This is a genomic window from Streptomyces sp. NPDC005791 (assembly GCF_042871485.1).
GTDB lineage: Bacteria > Actinomycetota > Actinomycetes > Streptomycetales > Streptomycetaceae > Streptomyces.
The window spans coordinates 204,779-220,843 of the sequence record NZ_JBIAIP010000005.1 but is presented as its reverse complement, the minus strand read 5'-3'; the positions used below and the strand labels follow the sequence as shown (position 1 = coordinate 220,843).

The window sequence follows — 16,065 nt, the reverse complement described above, 5'->3', positions numbered from 1 at the left end:
CCGTCACGCTCCTTGTTCTGGAAGGTCCTGCACGAGTCGGGTCAGCCGGATACGGTTGATCTTGCCCAGTTCGGTGCGCACGATCTCGCGCTCCTGCTCGGGCGAGTTGCCGATCCGGGACTTCACCGCGTCGCGCATCTGCTCACCGGTGGCTCCGGTGGCACAGATCAGGAAGACGTGTCCGAACCGCTCCTGGTAGGCCAGGTTGAGTGCGAGCATCTCGGTCCTGAGCTCCTCGGACGCACCGGCCATCCCCCGCTGTTCGCGGGCGGAGGCCGGGTCACCGGGCTTCGGGCGGCCGATCGGCGGATGGCCGGCCATCGCCTCGGCCAGGTCCTCCGCCGAGAGCTCGGCCATGGCGGCGTCGCTCGCTGCGAACAGGCTTTCCGTGGTGGCGTACGGCCGGTGGGCGAGGACGGTCTTCCCCCACTCAGCACTGGCACACACCTCGTGCAGCGCGGCGGTGGCGTCGCCGGCCGCCAGGGTGTTGAACCGGGCGAGGCCCGGCGTGGAGCTCGAAGTCACGGGAGCCTCCGTGGCTGTATTTCGCTGTGCGTTGTCGGGCTGCGGATAGCTAACGCCCTTCACAACAGCACGTCAACAGTTTGTTGAAATTCCACGAACAGATGATGCCGCCGCCCGGGTCCCCGGGCGGCGGCATCGGACCGCACTGCGCTCAGCTACTCGCTCTTGGCGGTGTCGTCCCGGTTCAGGTAGTTGTAGACGGTGAAGCGGCTGACTCCGAGCGCACCGGCCACGGTCTCCACTCCGTGCCGCACGGAGAAGGCACCACGTGCCTCGAGCGTGCGTACCACGCCCTGCTTGGCCTTACGGTCCAGGTCGGACAGGGGCATCCCGTGCCGCCGCTCCATAGCGGCCAGGATGTGGTCGAGCGATTCGGAGAGCTGCGGGAGCCGCACCGCCATGACGTCCGCCCCCTCCCACGCGAGCACCACGTCCTCCGTGGTGGCCAGCTCAGGAGCGAGGATTTCGGCGCCCATGGCGTCGACGAGCGGCTTCACCGCGACGACCAGGGGGTGATCGGCGGGTTCGGTCACGGGGTGCCCTCCCCGATCACGTTGAGCTGGAGGGAGACCCGGGTGGCTCCCGAGGCCAGCGCCTTGCGCAGCAGGGAGTCCACCGCGGTGAGGACCTGGTCGGCGCCTCCTTCGGCCGTGTTCCCGAAGGGGCCCACATCCACGGCTTCCAGATCGGCGGCCTGGATGACCTCGCGGGCCACCACCGCGTGGGTGGGCGCCTCCTCGAGGTCGAAGGGCTCGGTGGTGCATTCCACCCTCAAGCGCACGGTGCCTCCCTCATGTCCCGCCGTGTCGGTCGGCTCGCACGGCTCGCCCCGACCCTAGAGCACGGATCCAGGGCACGGCGGACCCAGGCCCGGGGCACGGCGGACCGCGCCGCCTACGGCCCGGCCTGGATGTCCCCACGGGTGGACGACGCGATCGGGTCACCGTGCGTGAAGTCCCCGGGCGGGGTCCCCGGGTGGTGCCCGTCCCGGACGAGCCCGGCGGTCGCGGCCGCCGGACCGAGCGCCAGCCGGGACACGATCCGGTAGCGGTCGCCCCGGTACAGCGAGTGGACGTACTCCACGGGCGGCCCGGCGGTGTCAGAGGTCAGGCGCTCGAACAGCAGGGCCGGGGAGAGTTCGGGCACCTCCAGGAGCGTGTGACGACGGTGGGCTCGATGGCCTGCACCGCCTCGCGGACGTGCACCCCGTGGGTGTGCCGCAGATGCTCGTACAGATCACCGTCCTCCAGTTCCCGGGCCGACAGCCCGGGTACGAGCGCCGCCCTGATGTGCAGGTGCTCGATCGCCATCGGGGCGCCGTCGACCAGGCGCAGCCGGGCGACGTAGACGATCTCGTCGGCGGGCGACATCCGCAGCGTGCGGCCCACACGGGCGCCGGCCTGGAGGGTGGTGAACTCCAGCAGCCTGCTGGACCACGACGGCACCTACGCGGCCCGCGTGAAGTTCAGCGACGCCCCTGGGTCCGGGCCCGACGGCGACCACCTCGTCGACCTACCGCCCCGACCCGTGGGAGGCCGTCAACCAGCACAGCGAGGTACGGCAGAGCTATGCCGGCTGGCACGATCTGGTGGTGACGATCGACGACAGCGCCATCAGGTACTACGTCGACGGGCAGCTCTTCGGCACGCACGGGGCGGCGTACCTCCCGGAGCAGCACCACTCCGCGCTCGTACGACCAGCAGGTGGACCACGTCCTGCACGTGAAGGACCAGGTCCTCGCTGCGCTGGTGAGTGGGTACCGCGCGGCGGGCACCACGTCCCGGGACACGGTGCCGGCCGCCTGACCAGGCAGATGTGAGCGGGAGCGGGGTGGAGGGCGAGCGGGGCCTCCACCCCGCTCCCGCATGTCCGGGATGCGGGTCCCCTCTTGACAGCCTCACCACGCGCCAGGCAATCTTCCGTTGAGCAGAAACAAACTTCCGCGATACGGAAGGAGCGCATGATGGGCTACTCGGACCAGCGCTTCGATGTGAACCTCTCGATCCTCTTCACCGAACTCCCGCTCCTGGAGCGCCCGGCGGCGGCAGCCGCCGCGGGCTTCACTGCGGTCGAGCTCTGGTGGCCCTGGATCGAGACCCCCACCCCCGCGCAGACCGAGCTCGACGCCCTGAAGAAGGCGCTCGACGACGCGGGCACGCAACTGGTGGGGCTGAACTTCTACGCGGGCGAACTCCCGGGCCCCGACCGCGGGGCGCTCTCACTGCCCGGCGAGGAGTCGGACCGCTTCCGCGCCAACATCGACGTGGCGGCGGACTTCGCGGCCTCGGTCGGCTGCACGGCACTCAACGCGCTCTACGGCAACCGCGTCGAGGGTGCGGACCCGGCCGTACAGGACGAACTCGCTCTGCGCAACCTGGTCCTCGCCGCCCGCGCGGCCCACCGGATCGGGGCGACCCTCCTGATCGAGACCCTCAACGCCACGGAGTCGCCGCTGTACCCCCTGGCCGGCGCACCGGCGGGCATCGAGGTCGTCGACAGGGTCAACGAGGCGACAGGGCTGGGCAACGCCACGTTCCTGCTGGACCTCTACCACCTGTCGATGAACGGCGAGGACCTCAGCCAGGTGATCAAGACGTACGCCGCGAAGACCGGCCACGTCCAGATCGCCGACAACCCGGGGCGTGGCGCGCCCGGCACCGGCTCGCTCCCGCTGGAGCGACTCCTCGACGAGCTGGCCGAAGCCGGTTACGACGGCTGGGTCGGCCTGGAGTACAAGCCTGGCGACCGGCCGAGCGCCGAGTCGTTCGCATGGCTTCCCGCCGAGCACCGGCCGGCCCGCTGAGACCCCGCCCCCTCCCGCACACACGCTTACCGGAAGGCACCCTCATGAGCAGCAATCTCCCCAAGGTCGCCTGGATCGGACTCGGCATCATGGGCTCACCCATGTCCGAGAACCTGGTCAAGGCCGGTTACGACGTCACCGGATACACCCTGGAGCAGGACAAGATCGACCGGCTCGTCGCAGCGGGCGGCAAGGGTGCCGCCTCGATCGCCGACGCGGTGCGCGACGCCGATGTCGTCATCACCATGGTCCCCGCGTCCCCGCAGGTCGAGGCCATCGCATACGGTCCCGACGGCATCCTGGAGAACGCCCGGCGGGGCGCCCTGCTGATCGACATGTCCTCGATCACGCCGCAGACCTCCGTGGACCTGGCGAAGGACGCGAAGGACAAGGGCATCCGTGTGCTGGACGCCCCCGTCTCCGGCGGTGAGGCCGGAGCGATCGAGGCCGTCCTGTCCATCATGGTCGGCGGCGAGCGGAGCGACTTCGACGCCGCGAAGCCGCTGCTCGACGCCCTCGGAAGGACGATCGTGCTGTGCGGCCCCCACGGGTCGGGGCAGACGGTGAAGGCGGCCAACCAGCTCATCGTCGCGGTCAACATCCAGGCCTGCGCCGAAGCCGTCGTCTTCCTGGAGAAGTCCGGGGTCGACCTCGCCGCCGCACTCGACGTCCTGAACGGCGGACTCGCCGGCTCGACGGTCCTGACCCGCAAGAAGGACAACTTCCTGAAGCGCGACTTCGCTCCGGGCTTCCGGATCGACCTGCACCACAAGGACATGGGCATCGTCACGGACGCCGCCCGCAACGTCGGCGCCGCGCTGCCCGTCGGCGGGGTCGTGGCCCAACTGGTCGCCTCCCTGCGGGCGCAGGGCGACGGCGGCCTCGACCACTCGGCGCTGCTGCGCTCGGTCGAGCGGCTCTCCGGTACCCAGGTCTGACACCTCGCCCCTTACCGGGGCCCCCTGAACTCCGGGTCGCGGCGGCGCTGACACCTGTCCTGTCGCGCCCAGGCGCCGCCGCGATCCGGAACGCTACCCTCCAATTTCAACAAACTGTTGACGCCCGGACATCGGCGAATCTACGCTCCTCAGGCCGTCAGCAGCCCCGTACGGAAGGCCTCCATGTCCCAGCGTGTGCTCACGACCGAGTCAGGCGCCCCGGTCGCCGACAACCAGAACTCCGCCACGGCCGGCGCCGGCGGGCCGATCCTCCTCCAGGACCAGCACCTGCTGGAGAAGCTCGCCCGCTTCAACCGTGAGCGCATCCCGGAGCGCGTCGTCCACGCCCGTGGCTCCGGCGCGTACGGCTACTTCGAGGTGACGGACGACGTCACCGGCTTCACCCGCGCCGACTTCCTCTCCGAAGTGGGGCGCCGCACCGAGACGTTCATCCGCTTCTCCACGGTCGCCGACTCACTGGGCGGCGCGGACGCCGTGCGGGACCCCCGTGGCTTCGCTCTCAAGTTCTATACGGACGAGGGCAACTACGACCTGGTCGGCAACAACACGCCCGTGTTCTTCATCAAGGACCCGATCAAGTTCCCCGACTTCATCCACTCCCAGAAGCGTGACCCCTTCACGGGCCGCCAGGAGCCGGACAACGTCTGGGACTTCTGGGCGAACTCCCCCGAGGCGACGCACCAGGTCACCTGGCTGATGGGCGACCGCGGGATTCCCGCCTCGTACCGCCACATGAACGGCTTCGGCTCACACACGTACCAGTGGACGAACGCCGAGGGCGAGGCCTACTTCGTCAAGTACCACTTCAAGACGAACCAGGGCGTGCGCTCACTCTCCGCCGAGCAGGCCGCCGAACAGGTCGGCAAGGACGCCGACTCCCACCAGACCGACCTGCTCCAGGCCATCGAGCGCGGGGTCAACCCGTCCTGGACCCTGTACGTGCAGCTCATGCCGGCCGCCGAGGCCGGCGGGTACCGCTTCAACCCGTTCGACGTGACGAAGGTGTGGCCGCACGCCGACTACCCGCTGCAGCGCGTCGGCCGGCTGGTGCTGGACCGCAACCCGGACAACGTCTTCGCCGAGGTGGAGCAGGCGGCGTTCTCACCGAACAACTTCGTGCCCGGCATCGGCCCCTCCCCGGACAAGATGCTCCAGGGACGGCTGTTCGCGTACGCCGACGCGCAGCGCTACCGGCTGGGCGTCAACCACACCCAGCTCCCGGTCAACGCGCCGAAGGCCGCCACCGTCGACAACTACGGGCGCGACGGTCTGCACGCCACCCGCTACGGCTCGCGCCAGGACAAGAACTACGAGCCCAACTCCTACGCGGGCCCCGCACAGACCGGGGTGGCCCTCGCCTCGCCGCTCGCGGTGCACGGCTGGACGGGTACGCACGAGGCGCCCCCGCACACGAAGGACGACGACTTCTTCCAGGCGGGCGAGCTCTACCGGCTGATGTCGTCGGACGAGAAGAACCGCCTGATCGCGAACATCGCCGGAGGCCTCTCGCAGGTCACCCGTGACGACGTGATCGAGAAGAACCTCGCCCACTTCCACGCCGCCGACGCCGACTACGGCAAGCGCGTGGAGGAGGCCGTCCGCGCCCTGCGCGAGGACTGAGCCTCCTTCCCATGGCCCTGCCCGTGCCGCCGCACCCGGATGAGGGGTGGCGCGTGGCACCGGCAGGACGGGACCGCGGCGGCGGACGACGCCAGTGCGGTGGTGAAGGGCCCGGTGGCCCGGCTCCAGACCCGAAGGAGCCGGCCCCGGCACTCTGCTCGCCGCCGCCGCGGTCTCTGTGACCAGCGGACAGGGGTGCGGTGCACGCGTGCGGCGTGCACCGCACCCCTCCTCTCATGACGGGATGCCACAGCCGTTGTCCATCCACTCGTCGAGATGTCCGACGAGCTCGGCCTCGCTGCGCTCGACGCGCTCCCGCTGGTCCCGGGGCAGCGAGGCCAGGGCGTCGACGAGCACCTGCTCCCGGGGCACACGCACCATCGAGCCGGAGTAGACCCGGCAGCCCCTGCACCAGGCCAGCCCGACGCACCGCTCGAACAGGAGGCCGGCCGGAGGATGGAAGCGGTACTGGTAGGAGCGGACGGCCGTCCCGCACGCCGCACAAACACGCCGGTCTCCGTCCGCGGCCGTCTCCCAGGTCACGGACTTGGTGAACCGGCGGCCCTTGTGCGCCGCTCCATGCCTCTTCGTCATACCGGCCATTGTCCGCAGACCGCCGCGGCCGGGGCTCCGCGCCCTCGCCCGGCAGTCACCCGGCGTCCGGGAGCCCCTCGTCGGGCAGGTCGAACAGGCGCTGTGACCGCCGGCTGTTGTGCCCGCGCAGGGCCGTCACCCACGGCCAGTGGTCCTCCGCCTCGAGGCGGGGACAGGCGATGCGGTGCGGGATCCGGCAGACGGTGCCGGGGAGCGGCTCCGCGTCCCACAGGTTCAGGGCGGTCCCGGACGATGAGATCACCCACCGCCGCCGTGGGGGGACGGTGTGGGCAGGGACGAGGATGCGGGGTTCCAGCAGAATCCAGTGCCCGCGGTAGGAAGTGGCGTACCTGTCCTGCGGGAGGTCGCAGAAGGGACAGTCGGGCGGCGCGGGCGGCCGTGGCGCGGTGGCGCCTTCCAGGAGTGCGTGAAAAGCGGCGTTGACGTGGTCGGAGTCGCCGGCGGGCCGGTCCGGACGGGACGAAACGTTGTCAATCTCCCCCATAGGTCGATGATCCGGGCCCGCCGTGGGTGGGGGTAGGGCGCGATCCGGCCGTACCGGGTGGTGCGTGATGCCTTTACCGTGGGACGGGAAGCCACAGGAGACGCGCCCGGTCACCTGCGCCCCTCGCGCCTTGGCCGGACGCGGATGAGTACGTGTACGGATGGCCGACGCGGTCCGCCGGTGTCGTCGCCGATGCCGTTCCGTTCGGTCACGACCACTACCGCCGTGCTCTCGTCGACCACCACCGGGCCCGCGGTGCCCACCCGACCGGTCCGGGCACACCGGAACCCCCAGGTCTCGGACCCCCCGCAGACCTTGTCCTGGGACACCGTGCGCAGCAGCCCGCCGACGCTGGTCGAGGGCTCGGACCCGCAGGCGGAGAGCGATCCGCCCGTCACACGGCGCCTGCACGAACCGCCGTCGACGACGGTGACGGACCTCCGCGAGCGGTACGGGATGGTCTTCGAGCTGCGGCTGTCACAGACCGAGTGCTTACCGGGTCTCCGAGCAGGGCGCGACCGTACGGACCGAACAGGGGGCGGGAGGACGGCGTGCCGCGAGGACCCCGGCGGGCCCCCTGGGCCGCCGAGGTCCTCCGACACGCCGCGCGGACGGGTCAGGACACGGTCAGCGGGCGTATCGCCGTCGGTGCGTGGCCCGGCTCGGAGGCCACGTCCTCGAACTCGTTGACCGACGCGATGTCGGACCCGCTCATCGAGATGTTGGTGACCCGCTCCAGGATCGCCTCGACGACGACCGGGACCCGGTGCTCGGCCGCGAGCTTCTTGGCCTCCTCGAAGGCCGGCAGCAGCTGGTCCGGCTCGGCGACGCGGATCGCCTTGCAGCCCAGACCCTCGACGACCTTGACGTGGTCCACGCCGTAGACGCCCAGCTCCGGGGAGTTGATGTTCTCGAACTCCAGGCTGACCTGGAAGTCGATGTCGAAGGTGCGCTGCGCCTGCCGGATGAGCCCCAGGTAGGAGTTGTTCACCAGCACATGGACGTACGGGATGCGGTGCTGCGCACCGACAGCGAGCTCCTCCAGCATGAACTGGAAGTCGTAGTCGCCGGAGAGCGCGACCACGGAGCCCTGCGGGTCCGCCGTAGCCACACCCAGCGCGGCGGGGATGGTCCAGCCCAGCGGGCCGGCCTGGCCGCAGTTGATCCAGTGGCGCGGCCGGTACACGTGCAGCATCTGCGCGCCCGCGATCTGGGAGAGGCCGATGGTGGTGACGTACCGGGTCTCCGGGCCGAACGCCCGGTTCATCTCCTCGTAGACGCGCTGCGGCTTCAGCGGCACGTCGTCGAAGTGGGTGCGGCGCTGCAGCGTGGCCCGGCGTTCCTGCGTGGACGCGGCCCAGGCCGAGCGGTCCTTCAGCGTGCCGGCCGCCTCGAGCTCCCGCGCGACCTCGACGAAGAGCTCGAGCGCCGCCTTCGCGTCGGAGGCGATACCGAGGTCCGGGGCGAAGATCCTGCCCAGCTGGGTGGGTTCGATGTCGACGTGGACGAAGGTGCGGCCCTCGGTGTAGACGTCCAGCCTGCCGGTGTGACGGTTGGCCCAGCGGTTGCCGATACCGAGGACGAAGTCGGACTCCAGGAAGGTCGCGTTGCCGTAGCGGTGCGAGGTCTGCAGGCCGACCATGCCCGCGTTCAACTCGTGGTCGTCGGGGAGGATGCCCCAGCCCATCAGGGTGGGGACGACCGGGACGCCGGTAAGCTCGGCGAACTCCACCAGGAGTTGCGACGCGTCGGCGTTGATGATGCCGCCGCCCGCCACGAGCAGCGGCCGCTCGGAGGCGTTGAGCATCTCCAAGGCCCGCTCGATCTGCTTGCGGCTCGCGGCGGGCTTGTGGACCGGCAGCGGCTGGTACAGCTCGGGGTCGAACTCGATCTCGGTGAGCTGCACATCGATCGGCAGGTCGATGAGGACCGGCCCGGGCCGTCCGGTGCGCATCAGGTGGAAAGCCTGCTGGAAGACGCCCGGGACCTGCGCGGCCTCCAGGACGGTGGTGGCGGCCTTGGTCACCGGCGCGGCGATCGACGCGATGTCGACGGCCTGGAAGTCCTCCTTGTGGAGGACGGCGGTCGGCGCCTGGCCGGTGATGCAGAGGATCGGGATCGAGTCGGCGATGGCCGAGTAGAGGCCGGTGATCATGTCGGTGCCCGCGGGCCCCGACGTACCGACGCAGACGCCGATGTTGCCTGCCGCGGCACGGGTGTAGCCCTCCGCCATGTGGGAAGCGCCCTCGACATGGCGGGCCAGGGTGTGCTGGACCCCGCCGGCGGCCTTGAGGGCCGCGTAGAACGGGTTGATCGCCGCCCCCGGCACACCGAACGCGTTGCTGACGCCTTCGCGCTTGAGGATCTCAACTGCCGCTCGGGCAGCGGTCATACGAGGCATGAGTGCTCCTGCTCGGACTTGGTGGAGTCGGGCTCTGTCGCGCCACCTGAGAGCACCAATTCCGTATTACGGAAATTTACTTCTGCTATATGGAAGCAACTTAGGGCGACCCCGGACAGCAGTCAAGAGAAGACGGCGAAAGCCGGCGGAGCCCATCGGGTCGAAGTGTGCGATTCCCTCCCCCGAACGTCGCTCCTGGTGGACGATGGAGGTACGGAACGCGGTCGTCGCCGCAGGGCGGAAGGAAGGGGCAGCACGTGGAGTCCGTACCGGTGCGCTGCCCGGTCTGCCGCCGGGACCACGCGTACATCACGCCGGTGTACCCCTGCCCGTGCGGCTCTCCGACCGCCCCACCGCTGATGCGCGGCGCACCGGCCGTGCTCATCACGCACCGCACCTGGAACGACGACTGGGTGCGCGTGCGGTGTCATTCCTGCGGGCGCCGCGACCAATGGCCGCACCCCGAACTCTGCTGCCCCTGCGGTGCGGTGTTACGGATACCCGTACGTCCGGTGGCCACGCGCGGCACCGCCCCGCCGCCGGCGGCGGCAGATCCGCCCGGCCCGTCCCACATACCGTTGCCACGCACGGCCGCGCATCCACGGCCGTCGTTCCGCCCGCTGGTGATACGCACGGCCCGCGACGCCGTGAACACCGCGGCGCTGTACCTGAGGTGGCTGGGCTTCAGCGACGTCGTCCAGCCCGAGGTGCGGCCCGGCTTCCGGATCGACCTGCGGGCCGCCGGCATCATCGCCCAGGTCGACGCGACGACGCGGCCGACCGCCCTGCGTGATGTCGAATGCCTGTGGCTGAACGCCCTGCACGCCTCGGTGTCCAGCGTGCTGTTCTCCCTGGCCGGCTACACGGACGAGGCCCGCTCACGCGCCGACGGCCTCGCGATCCCGCTGTTCGTCCTGGATCTCACCGGACCACCGCAGCCGGTGAACGGCGCCGCGGACGAACTGGTCAGCGTCGGCCCCGGACCGCCCGCCCCCGTCGAATGATTTCGGTCACCTGTGCCGTGCCAGCCGCATATGTTCGAGCTGTTGTCAGCATGAGGACGTAGAGTGAAGGCATGGTCTTAACTCCTCGGCTCTCCACTCACTCCGCCCCCGTATTCCTGACCCAGCCCGTCCACCCGTCCGTCGTCGAGGCCAACGACGCGATCCGCGCACTCGTCGACTCACGGGCCGGCCAGGACTGGACGCCGGTGGAAGCCGCGGAGTACGAGGTGCTGCTCATAGAATGGGCGATGGCGACCCAGGGTATAGGCTCCGGCGTCATCGAGGCCGCCTGACCCCGCGGGCTACGCGCCGTACCCCTCCCGCAGTTCGACCTTCCGGACCTTACCGCTGACGGTCATGGGGAACGCCTCCAGAATCCGCAGCCCCCGCGGAATCTTGTAGTGCGCCAGCTGCTCACGGCAGTAGGCCGTCACCTCGTCGAGCGTCGGCGGGTCGGCCGGGTCACGGGGAATGACGCAGGCCAGGATCTCCTCGCCGTACCTGTCGTCCGGCACCCCGACCACCTGGACGTCCGCGATCTTGGGGTGCCCGTAGAGGAACTCCTCGATCTCACGCGGATAGACGTTCTCCCCGCCGCGGATGATCATGTCCTTGATGCGGCCGACGATCTGGACGTACCCGTCCTCCCGCATCACCGCGAGGTCCCCCGTGTGCATCCAGCGTCCCGCGTCGATGACTTCGGCCGTCCGCTCCGGCTGGTCCCAGTAGCCGAGCATCACGCTGTAGCCACGGGTGCGCAGTTCGCCGGCCTCACCGCGCGGCAGGGTCACGCCCGTCACCGGGTCGACGACCTTCACCTCGATGTGCGGCATCGCCCGGCCGACGGTGCCGGTGCGGCGCTCCAGGTCGTCCTCCCGGCGGGTCTGGGTGGAGACGGGCGAGGTCTCCGTCATCCCGTAGCAGATGGACACCTCGTCCATGTGCATCTCGGCGACGACCCTCTTCATCACCTCGACCGGACAGGGCGATCCCGCCATGATCCCGGTGCGCAGCGAGGAGAGGTCGTACGAGGGGAAGCCGGGGAGGTCGAGCTCCGCGATGAACATCGTGGGCACCCCGTAGAGCGAGGTGCAGCGCTCCTGCTGGACGGCGGCCAGCACGGCGGCGGGCTCGAAGGCCGGCGCGGGAATGACGATGCAGGCGCCGTGCGAGGTGATGGCGAGGTTCCCCATGACCATGCCGAAGCAATGATAGAAGGGCACCGGCAGACAGACCCGGTCCTGCTCGGTGTAGGCGACCATCTCCCCCACGAAGAAGCCGTTGTTGAGGATGTTGTGGTGGGAGAGGACGGCCCCCTTGGGAAAGCCGGTGGTTCCGGAGGTGTACTGGATGTTGATCGGGTCGTCACACGACAACTCCGCCTCGCGCGCCGCGAGTTGTTGTGCCGTCACGTTGACCGAGGCGGCCGTCAGCTCGTCCCAGGACGCATCACCGATGTAGTGGACGGCCCTCAGCGCCGGGCAGTCCGCGCGGACCTGGCCGACGAGCGCGCGGTAGTCGCTGGTGCGGTGGGCGAGCGAGGCGACCAGGACGGAGATCCCGGCCTGCCTCAGCACGTACGCCAGCTCGTGCGCGCGGTAGGACGGGTTGATGTTGACCATGACGGCACCGATCCGGGCCGTGGCGTACTGGACGAGGACCCATTCCGGGCAGTTGACCGCCCAGATGCCGACCCGGTCGCCCTTGGCCACCCCGGACGCCATCAGTCCTCGGGCCAGCTCCTCGACGTCGGCGCCGAATGCGGCGTAGGTCCAGCGGCGCCCGGACACCACGTCGACCAGTGCCTCCCGCTCCCCGAACGCCTCGACCGCCCGGTCCAGGTCGCGTCCGATGGTGTCGCCGAGCAGAGCCGTGGCGCTGGTGCCGTGTGCGTAGGAAAGGCCACTCATCGCACGTCCCCCTCGACGAACTCGGTACCGGTGCCTTCCGCCGTACGCTCGCGCAGTTCGATTCTCCGGATCTTCCCGGAAACGGTCTTGGGCAGCTCGGCGAACTCCAGCCGTCGCACGCGCTTGTACGGGGCGAGAACCGCCCGGGAGTGTTCGAACAGCACCTCGGCGGTGGCGGGCCCGGGCTCCCAGCCCTCGGCGAGCACGACGTACGCCTTCGGGACGGAGAGCCTCACCGCGTCGGGGGCGGGCACGACGGCGGCCTCGACGACCGCCTCGTGTTCCAGCAGTGCGCTCTCCAGCTCGAACGGCGAGATCTTGTAATCGCTGGACTTGAAGACGTCATCGCTCCGGCCCACGTAGGTGAGGTAGCCGTCCTCGTCCCGTGCGCCGATGTCGCCCGTGCGGTAGTAACCGCCGGCCATGGCTGCCGCCGTTCGGCCGGGATCTCCGTGGTAGCCCGCCATCAGGCCGACCGGCGCCGCGGCCAGGTCGAGGCAGATCTCGCCCTCCGCCACGCCTGGAGCACCGGAGACAGGGTCCAGCAGTTCCACCTTGAAGCCGGGACTCGGCCGTCCCATGGAGCCCGGCTTGAGCGTCTGCCCCGGCGTGTTGGCCACCTGCACCGCGGTCTCCGTCTGGCCGAAACCGTCGCGGATGGTGACGCCCCAGGCGCGGCGGACGCTCTCGATGACCTCGGGGTTGAGCGGCTCACCGGCCGCGACGACCTCGCGCGGCGGTGCCTTCAGCTGGCCGAGGTCGGCCTGGATGAGCATCCTCCAGACCGTCGGCGGGGCGCAGAAACTGGTGATCGCCGAGCGGTCCATCTCCGCCATCAGCCGGGCTGCGTCGAAGCGGGTGTAGTTGAAGATGAAGACGGTGGCCTCGGCGCTCCACGGTGCGAAGAGGTTCGACCAGGCGTGCTTCGCCCAGCCGGGTGAGGAGATGTTCAGGTGGACGTCGCCGGGCTTGAGGCCGATCCAGTACATCGTCGACAAGTGGCCCACGGGATACGAGACATGGGTGTGCTCGACCAGCTTGGGGCTCGCCGTGGTGCCCGAGGTGAAGTAGAGCATCAGGGGCTCGTCGGCGTCCGTCTCCCGGTCCGGGGTGAACGTCCCGGGCGCTCCGTCGGCCCCGCTGTAGGAGAGCCAGCCCTCGACGTCGCCGCCGACGGCGATCCGGGTGTAGCCGCCGGGCACCTCGTCGAACTTCGACGTGTCGGCCGACCGCACGATGACGTGGCGGACCCTGCCGCGCTCGACCCGGTCGCGGAGGTCGGCCGGTCCCAGCAGGGGGGTCGCGGGGATGACGACGGCGCGCAGCTTCATCGCGGCCAGTGCCGTCTCCCACAGCTCGACCTGATTGCCGAGCATGACGAGGATCCGGTCACCGGCGGCCACGCCCTGTTCCCGTAGCCAGTTCGCCGCCCGGTCGGAGCGGTCCGCCATCCGGGCGAAGGACACCTCGGTGCGGCCGCCGTCCTCCTCCACGATGTGCAGGGCGGTGCGCTCGTTGTTCTCGGCGATGACGTCGAACCAGTCGAGCGCCCAGTTGAAGTGGTCGGGCCGGGGCCAGCTGAAGCCCTCGTACGCCGTGGTGTAGTCCTCGCGGTGCTCGATCAGGAAGTCCCGGGCCGCCCGGAACGTCTCCGTCGCACTCGTTGCCGGCATGTGCCCTCCTCGTCGCGAACCCGTCCTTTAACATCATGTGAACAGTGACCCAGATCTCACCACCCCCGAACGGGGGTAGGTGACAGGGCGGGGAGGCGTCGGCGTGCCGGAACCGGGCGAGGCGACCGAGCTGCGGGCGGCCCTGCTGAGGCTGCGCCGGTCGAGCGGGCTGCCGGTGGTCTTCGGCGGGCTGCTGTCCGATGCCCGTCGCGCCATGATCGCCGAGCTGAGCGGTGCGCAGACACCGGCACTGCGCGGGCTCGTCGTCTCGGCGGGGAGCGGGCTCGGCGGTAAGGCGATCGCTCTGTCGCGGCCGTGCGCGGTCACGGACTACCCCTCCTCGCGCCACATCAGCCATGAGTACGACACGGCCGTCGCGACGGAGGGCCTGCGCTCGGTGGTCGCGGTGCCCGTCGTCGTACGCCGGACGGTGCGCGGTGTGCTGTACGGGGCCTTGCGTGAGCCGCTGACGCTCGGAGACCGTACGTTCGACGCGGCGACCTCGGCCGCCCGGGACGTGGAGCAGGCCCTGGTCGTCCGGGACGAGGTGCAGCAGCTCCTGGCGGCGGCCCGGGAACAGGTCGCGGAGCCCACCACGGGCCCCGGCACCTGGGAGGACGTCCGCGAGGCGCATCGCGAGCTGCGTGCCTTGGTCCCCAAGATCGTGGACGCGTCACTGCGCGAGGACCTGCTCGCGGTGTGCGGACGGCTGGCGATGGCCGCCGGGGCGGGCCGCATCCCCGGTGCGGGCCGCATCCCCGGTGCGGGCCGCATCCCCGGTGCGGGGCGGGCACGGCTGGCGCCGCGCGAGGTGGATGTGATCGCCTGCGTGGCGTCGGGCGCGACGAACGCCGCCGCGGCCGAAAGGCTGGGACTGCGGCCGGAGACCGTGAAGAGTTATCTGCGGTCCGCGATGCGGAAGCTGGGCGCGCACACCCGGCTGGAGGCGGTGGTCTCGGCACGCCGTGCGGGACTGCTGCCGTGAGGACGCGTCGCGTTCGAGGACTGCGTCGCGGTCGGCGACGGCGTCCCGGTCGGCGAAGTCGATGAAGTGCCGGGCCGGCCGTGGCGGGGGACGCGGAAGGCATGACCGCCGGCATGCGCCTGCCGCCCCGGCCCGGGTCGGGCGACACTCGCGCGGATACGCGGCACCGTCGACAGGGCGGCTTCGGCCCGCATGATGAGGCGGTGATCAGTGTCCTGTTCGCCGTCCTGACCGCTCTCAGCAACGGCACCGCCTCGGTGCTGCAGCGCCGCGCCGCCGTCAAGGTGCCCGACAGCGAGGCGATGCGGCTGTCGTTGTTCGGGCATCTGCTGCGGCAGAAGGTGTGGCTCGCCGGGATCGCTCTCGTGATCGTCGCCGCCGTCTTCCAGGCGGTGGCGCTGGCCACGGGGCCCATCGCCGTCGTCCAGCCGATCTTCGTGATCGAACTGCCCGCGACCCTGCTCGTCGCCGGCTACGTCATGCGGGTCGGGGTGCCACGCCAGGTCTGGTCCGGGGTGGCCGCCGTGACGCTGGGTCTGGCCCTCGGTATGGCCGCCGCCGCGCCGGTCGGCGGCAGTGAGGACGTGCAGGGCGCGGCCTGGATCCCGGCTCTGGTGGTGACCGGGGTCTTCGAGGCCGCGCTGATCGCCGCGGCGCTCGGTACCTCCGGTGACGCCCGGGCCGCGCTGCTGGGACTGGCCGCGGCGTGCGGGTACGCGCTGACCGCCGCGCTGATGAAGGACGCCATGTCGCGGCTGGACGGCGACGGAGTGACCGGCCTGCTGACGGCGTGGCAGCTGTACGCCACCGCGGTGGCCGGCGTGGGCGCGTTGTTCCTCCTCCAGAACGCGCTGCAGGCCGGCTCGCTGGTGGCGGTACAGCCGATGCTGACGCTCGGGGACGCGTTGATCAGTATCACCTACGGGGTGACCCTGTTCGGCGAGGAGCTGCGGACCGGCTGGTGGCTGCTGCCCCAGCTGGCCGGGGCTGCTCTGGTCGCCGTCGGCTGCGTGGTCCTCGCCCGCTCCCCGCTGGCGGCGGCGAACACGGCGCCGCCACGCGTGGAGTGAGCCGGACGGCGGCCGC

Annotated in this window: 15 protein-coding genes and 2 pseudogenes; 8 read left to right on the top strand and 9 right to left on the bottom strand. The window is 70.6% G+C overall.

Features of this window, described 5'->3' with window-relative positions; all coding sequences use genetic code 11:
* Positions 1 to 3 precede the first annotated feature (3 nt).
* From uraD to ACFYSH_RS12565, 4 genes and pseudogenes are all read right to left on the bottom strand, one after another.
* On the bottom strand, positions 4 to 525 hold the full coding sequence (gene uraD / locus ACFYSH_RS12580; RefSeq protein WP_359468004.1) for a 2-oxo-4-hydroxy-4-carboxy-5-ureidoimidazoline decarboxylase: 522 nt from the start codon (positions 523 to 525) through the stop codon (positions 4 to 6).
* Between the two features lie 155 nt (positions 526 to 680).
* Positions 681 to 1,058 (bottom strand): helix-turn-helix domain-containing protein, encoded by a 378-nt coding sequence (locus ACFYSH_RS12575; protein ID WP_359468006.1) that lies wholly within the window; start codon positions 1,056 to 1,058, stop codon positions 681 to 683.
* A complete protein-coding gene (locus ACFYSH_RS12570) occupies positions 1,055 to 1,306 on the bottom strand; it encodes a hypothetical protein (protein ID WP_359468008.1) in 252 nt (83 codons plus the stop codon). Before ACFYSH_RS12570 ends, ACFYSH_RS12575 begins: the two co-directional genes overlap by 4 nt.
* Positions 1,307 to 1,419: 113 nt before the next feature.
* Positions 1,420 to 1,964: pseudogene (locus tag ACFYSH_RS12565) on the bottom strand (GntR family transcriptional regulator); the annotation flags it as partial.
* Here ACFYSH_RS12565 and ACFYSH_RS12560 point away from each other — a divergent pair.
* From ACFYSH_RS12560 to ACFYSH_RS12545, 4 genes and pseudogenes are all read left to right on the top strand, one after another.
* A pseudogene (locus tag ACFYSH_RS12560) lies at positions 1,942 to 2,330 on the top strand (hydrolase); the annotation flags it as partial. The pseudogenes ACFYSH_RS12565 and ACFYSH_RS12560 sit on opposite strands and share 23 nt — an antisense overlap.
* Before the next feature lie 158 nt (positions 2,331 to 2,488).
* Positions 2,489 to 3,328, top strand: a complete 840-nt coding sequence (locus ACFYSH_RS12555; RefSeq protein WP_359468279.1) for a TIM barrel protein — start codon at positions 2,489 to 2,491, stop codon at positions 3,326 to 3,328.
* Positions 3,329 to 3,372: 44 nt separating this feature from the next.
* Complete coding sequence (locus ACFYSH_RS12550; protein WP_359468010.1) at positions 3,373 to 4,266, top strand: 2-hydroxy-3-oxopropionate reductase; 894 nt, start codon at positions 3,373 to 3,375, stop codon at positions 4,264 to 4,266.
* Positions 4,267 to 4,449: 183 nt separating this feature from the next.
* Entirely contained in the window at positions 4,450 to 5,907 is a 1,458-nt protein-coding gene (locus tag ACFYSH_RS12545; RefSeq protein ID WP_359468013.1) for a catalase, read from the top strand.
* Between the two features lie 234 nt (positions 5,908 to 6,141).
* Here ACFYSH_RS12545 and ACFYSH_RS12540 read toward each other — a convergent pair whose 3' ends face one another.
* The 3 genes from ACFYSH_RS12540 to gcl all read right to left on the bottom strand — a co-directional run bounded on the left by ACFYSH_RS12540 (position 6,142) and on the right by gcl (position 9,407).
* Positions 6,142 to 6,501: a hypothetical protein gene (locus tag ACFYSH_RS12540; protein WP_359468016.1), complete on the bottom strand. Its 360-nt coding sequence runs from the start codon at positions 6,499 to 6,501 to the stop codon at positions 6,142 to 6,144.
* A 55-nt stretch (positions 6,502 to 6,556) separates the two neighbouring features.
* The gene (locus tag ACFYSH_RS12535) at positions 6,557 to 7,006 is read right to left on the bottom strand and encodes a DUF6083 domain-containing protein (protein WP_388752180.1); all 450 of its coding nucleotides are present in this window, start codon (positions 7,004 to 7,006) and stop codon (positions 6,557 to 6,559) included.
* Positions 7,007 to 7,622: 616 nt separating this feature from the next.
* A complete protein-coding gene (gene gcl / locus ACFYSH_RS12530; RefSeq protein WP_359468022.1) occupies positions 7,623 to 9,407 on the bottom strand; it encodes a glyoxylate carboligase in 1,785 nt (594 codons plus the stop codon).
* A gap of 257 nt (positions 9,408 to 9,664) precedes the next feature.
* On the opposite strand from gcl, the gene ACFYSH_RS12525 reads away from it, so the two are divergent.
* Both ACFYSH_RS12525 and ACFYSH_RS12520 read left to right on the top strand, forming a co-directional pair.
* On the top strand, positions 9,665 to 10,411 hold the full coding sequence (locus ACFYSH_RS12525; protein WP_359468025.1) for a hypothetical protein: 747 nt from the start codon (positions 9,665 to 9,667) through the stop codon (positions 10,409 to 10,411).
* A 71-nt stretch (positions 10,412 to 10,482) separates the two neighbouring features.
* Positions 10,483 to 10,704: a hypothetical protein gene (locus ACFYSH_RS12520; RefSeq protein ID WP_359468028.1), complete on the top strand. Its 222-nt coding sequence runs from the start codon at positions 10,483 to 10,485 to the stop codon at positions 10,702 to 10,704.
* Positions 10,705 to 10,713: 9 nt separating this feature from the next.
* Here ACFYSH_RS12520 and ACFYSH_RS12515 read toward each other — a convergent pair whose 3' ends face one another.
* Both ACFYSH_RS12515 and ACFYSH_RS12510 read right to left on the bottom strand, forming a co-directional pair.
* Complete coding sequence (locus ACFYSH_RS12515) at positions 10,714 to 12,321, bottom strand: AMP-binding protein (protein WP_388752177.1); 1,608 nt, start codon at positions 12,319 to 12,321, stop codon at positions 10,714 to 10,716.
* The gene (locus ACFYSH_RS12510) at positions 12,318 to 13,994 is read right to left on the bottom strand and encodes an AMP-binding protein (protein ID WP_388752175.1); all 1,677 of its coding nucleotides are present in this window, start codon (positions 13,992 to 13,994) and stop codon (positions 12,318 to 12,320) included. Before ACFYSH_RS12510 ends, ACFYSH_RS12515 begins: the two co-directional genes overlap by 4 nt.
* 103 nt (positions 13,995 to 14,097) lie before the next feature.
* Here ACFYSH_RS12510 and ACFYSH_RS12505 point away from each other — a divergent pair, with 103 nt between their 5' ends.
* Both ACFYSH_RS12505 and ACFYSH_RS12500 read left to right on the top strand, forming a co-directional pair.
* Positions 14,098 to 14,979 carry a response regulator transcription factor gene (locus tag ACFYSH_RS12505; RefSeq protein ID WP_388752173.1) on the top strand — a complete coding sequence of 294 codons (882 nt, stop codon included), beginning with the start codon at positions 14,098 to 14,100 and terminating at the stop codon, positions 14,977 to 14,979.
* Between the two features lie 203 nt (positions 14,980 to 15,182).
* The gene (locus ACFYSH_RS12500) at positions 15,183 to 16,049 is read left to right on the top strand and encodes a DMT family transporter (RefSeq protein WP_359468037.1); all 867 of its coding nucleotides are present in this window, start codon (positions 15,183 to 15,185) and stop codon (positions 16,047 to 16,049) included.
* Positions 16,050 to 16,065 lie beyond the last annotated feature (16 nt).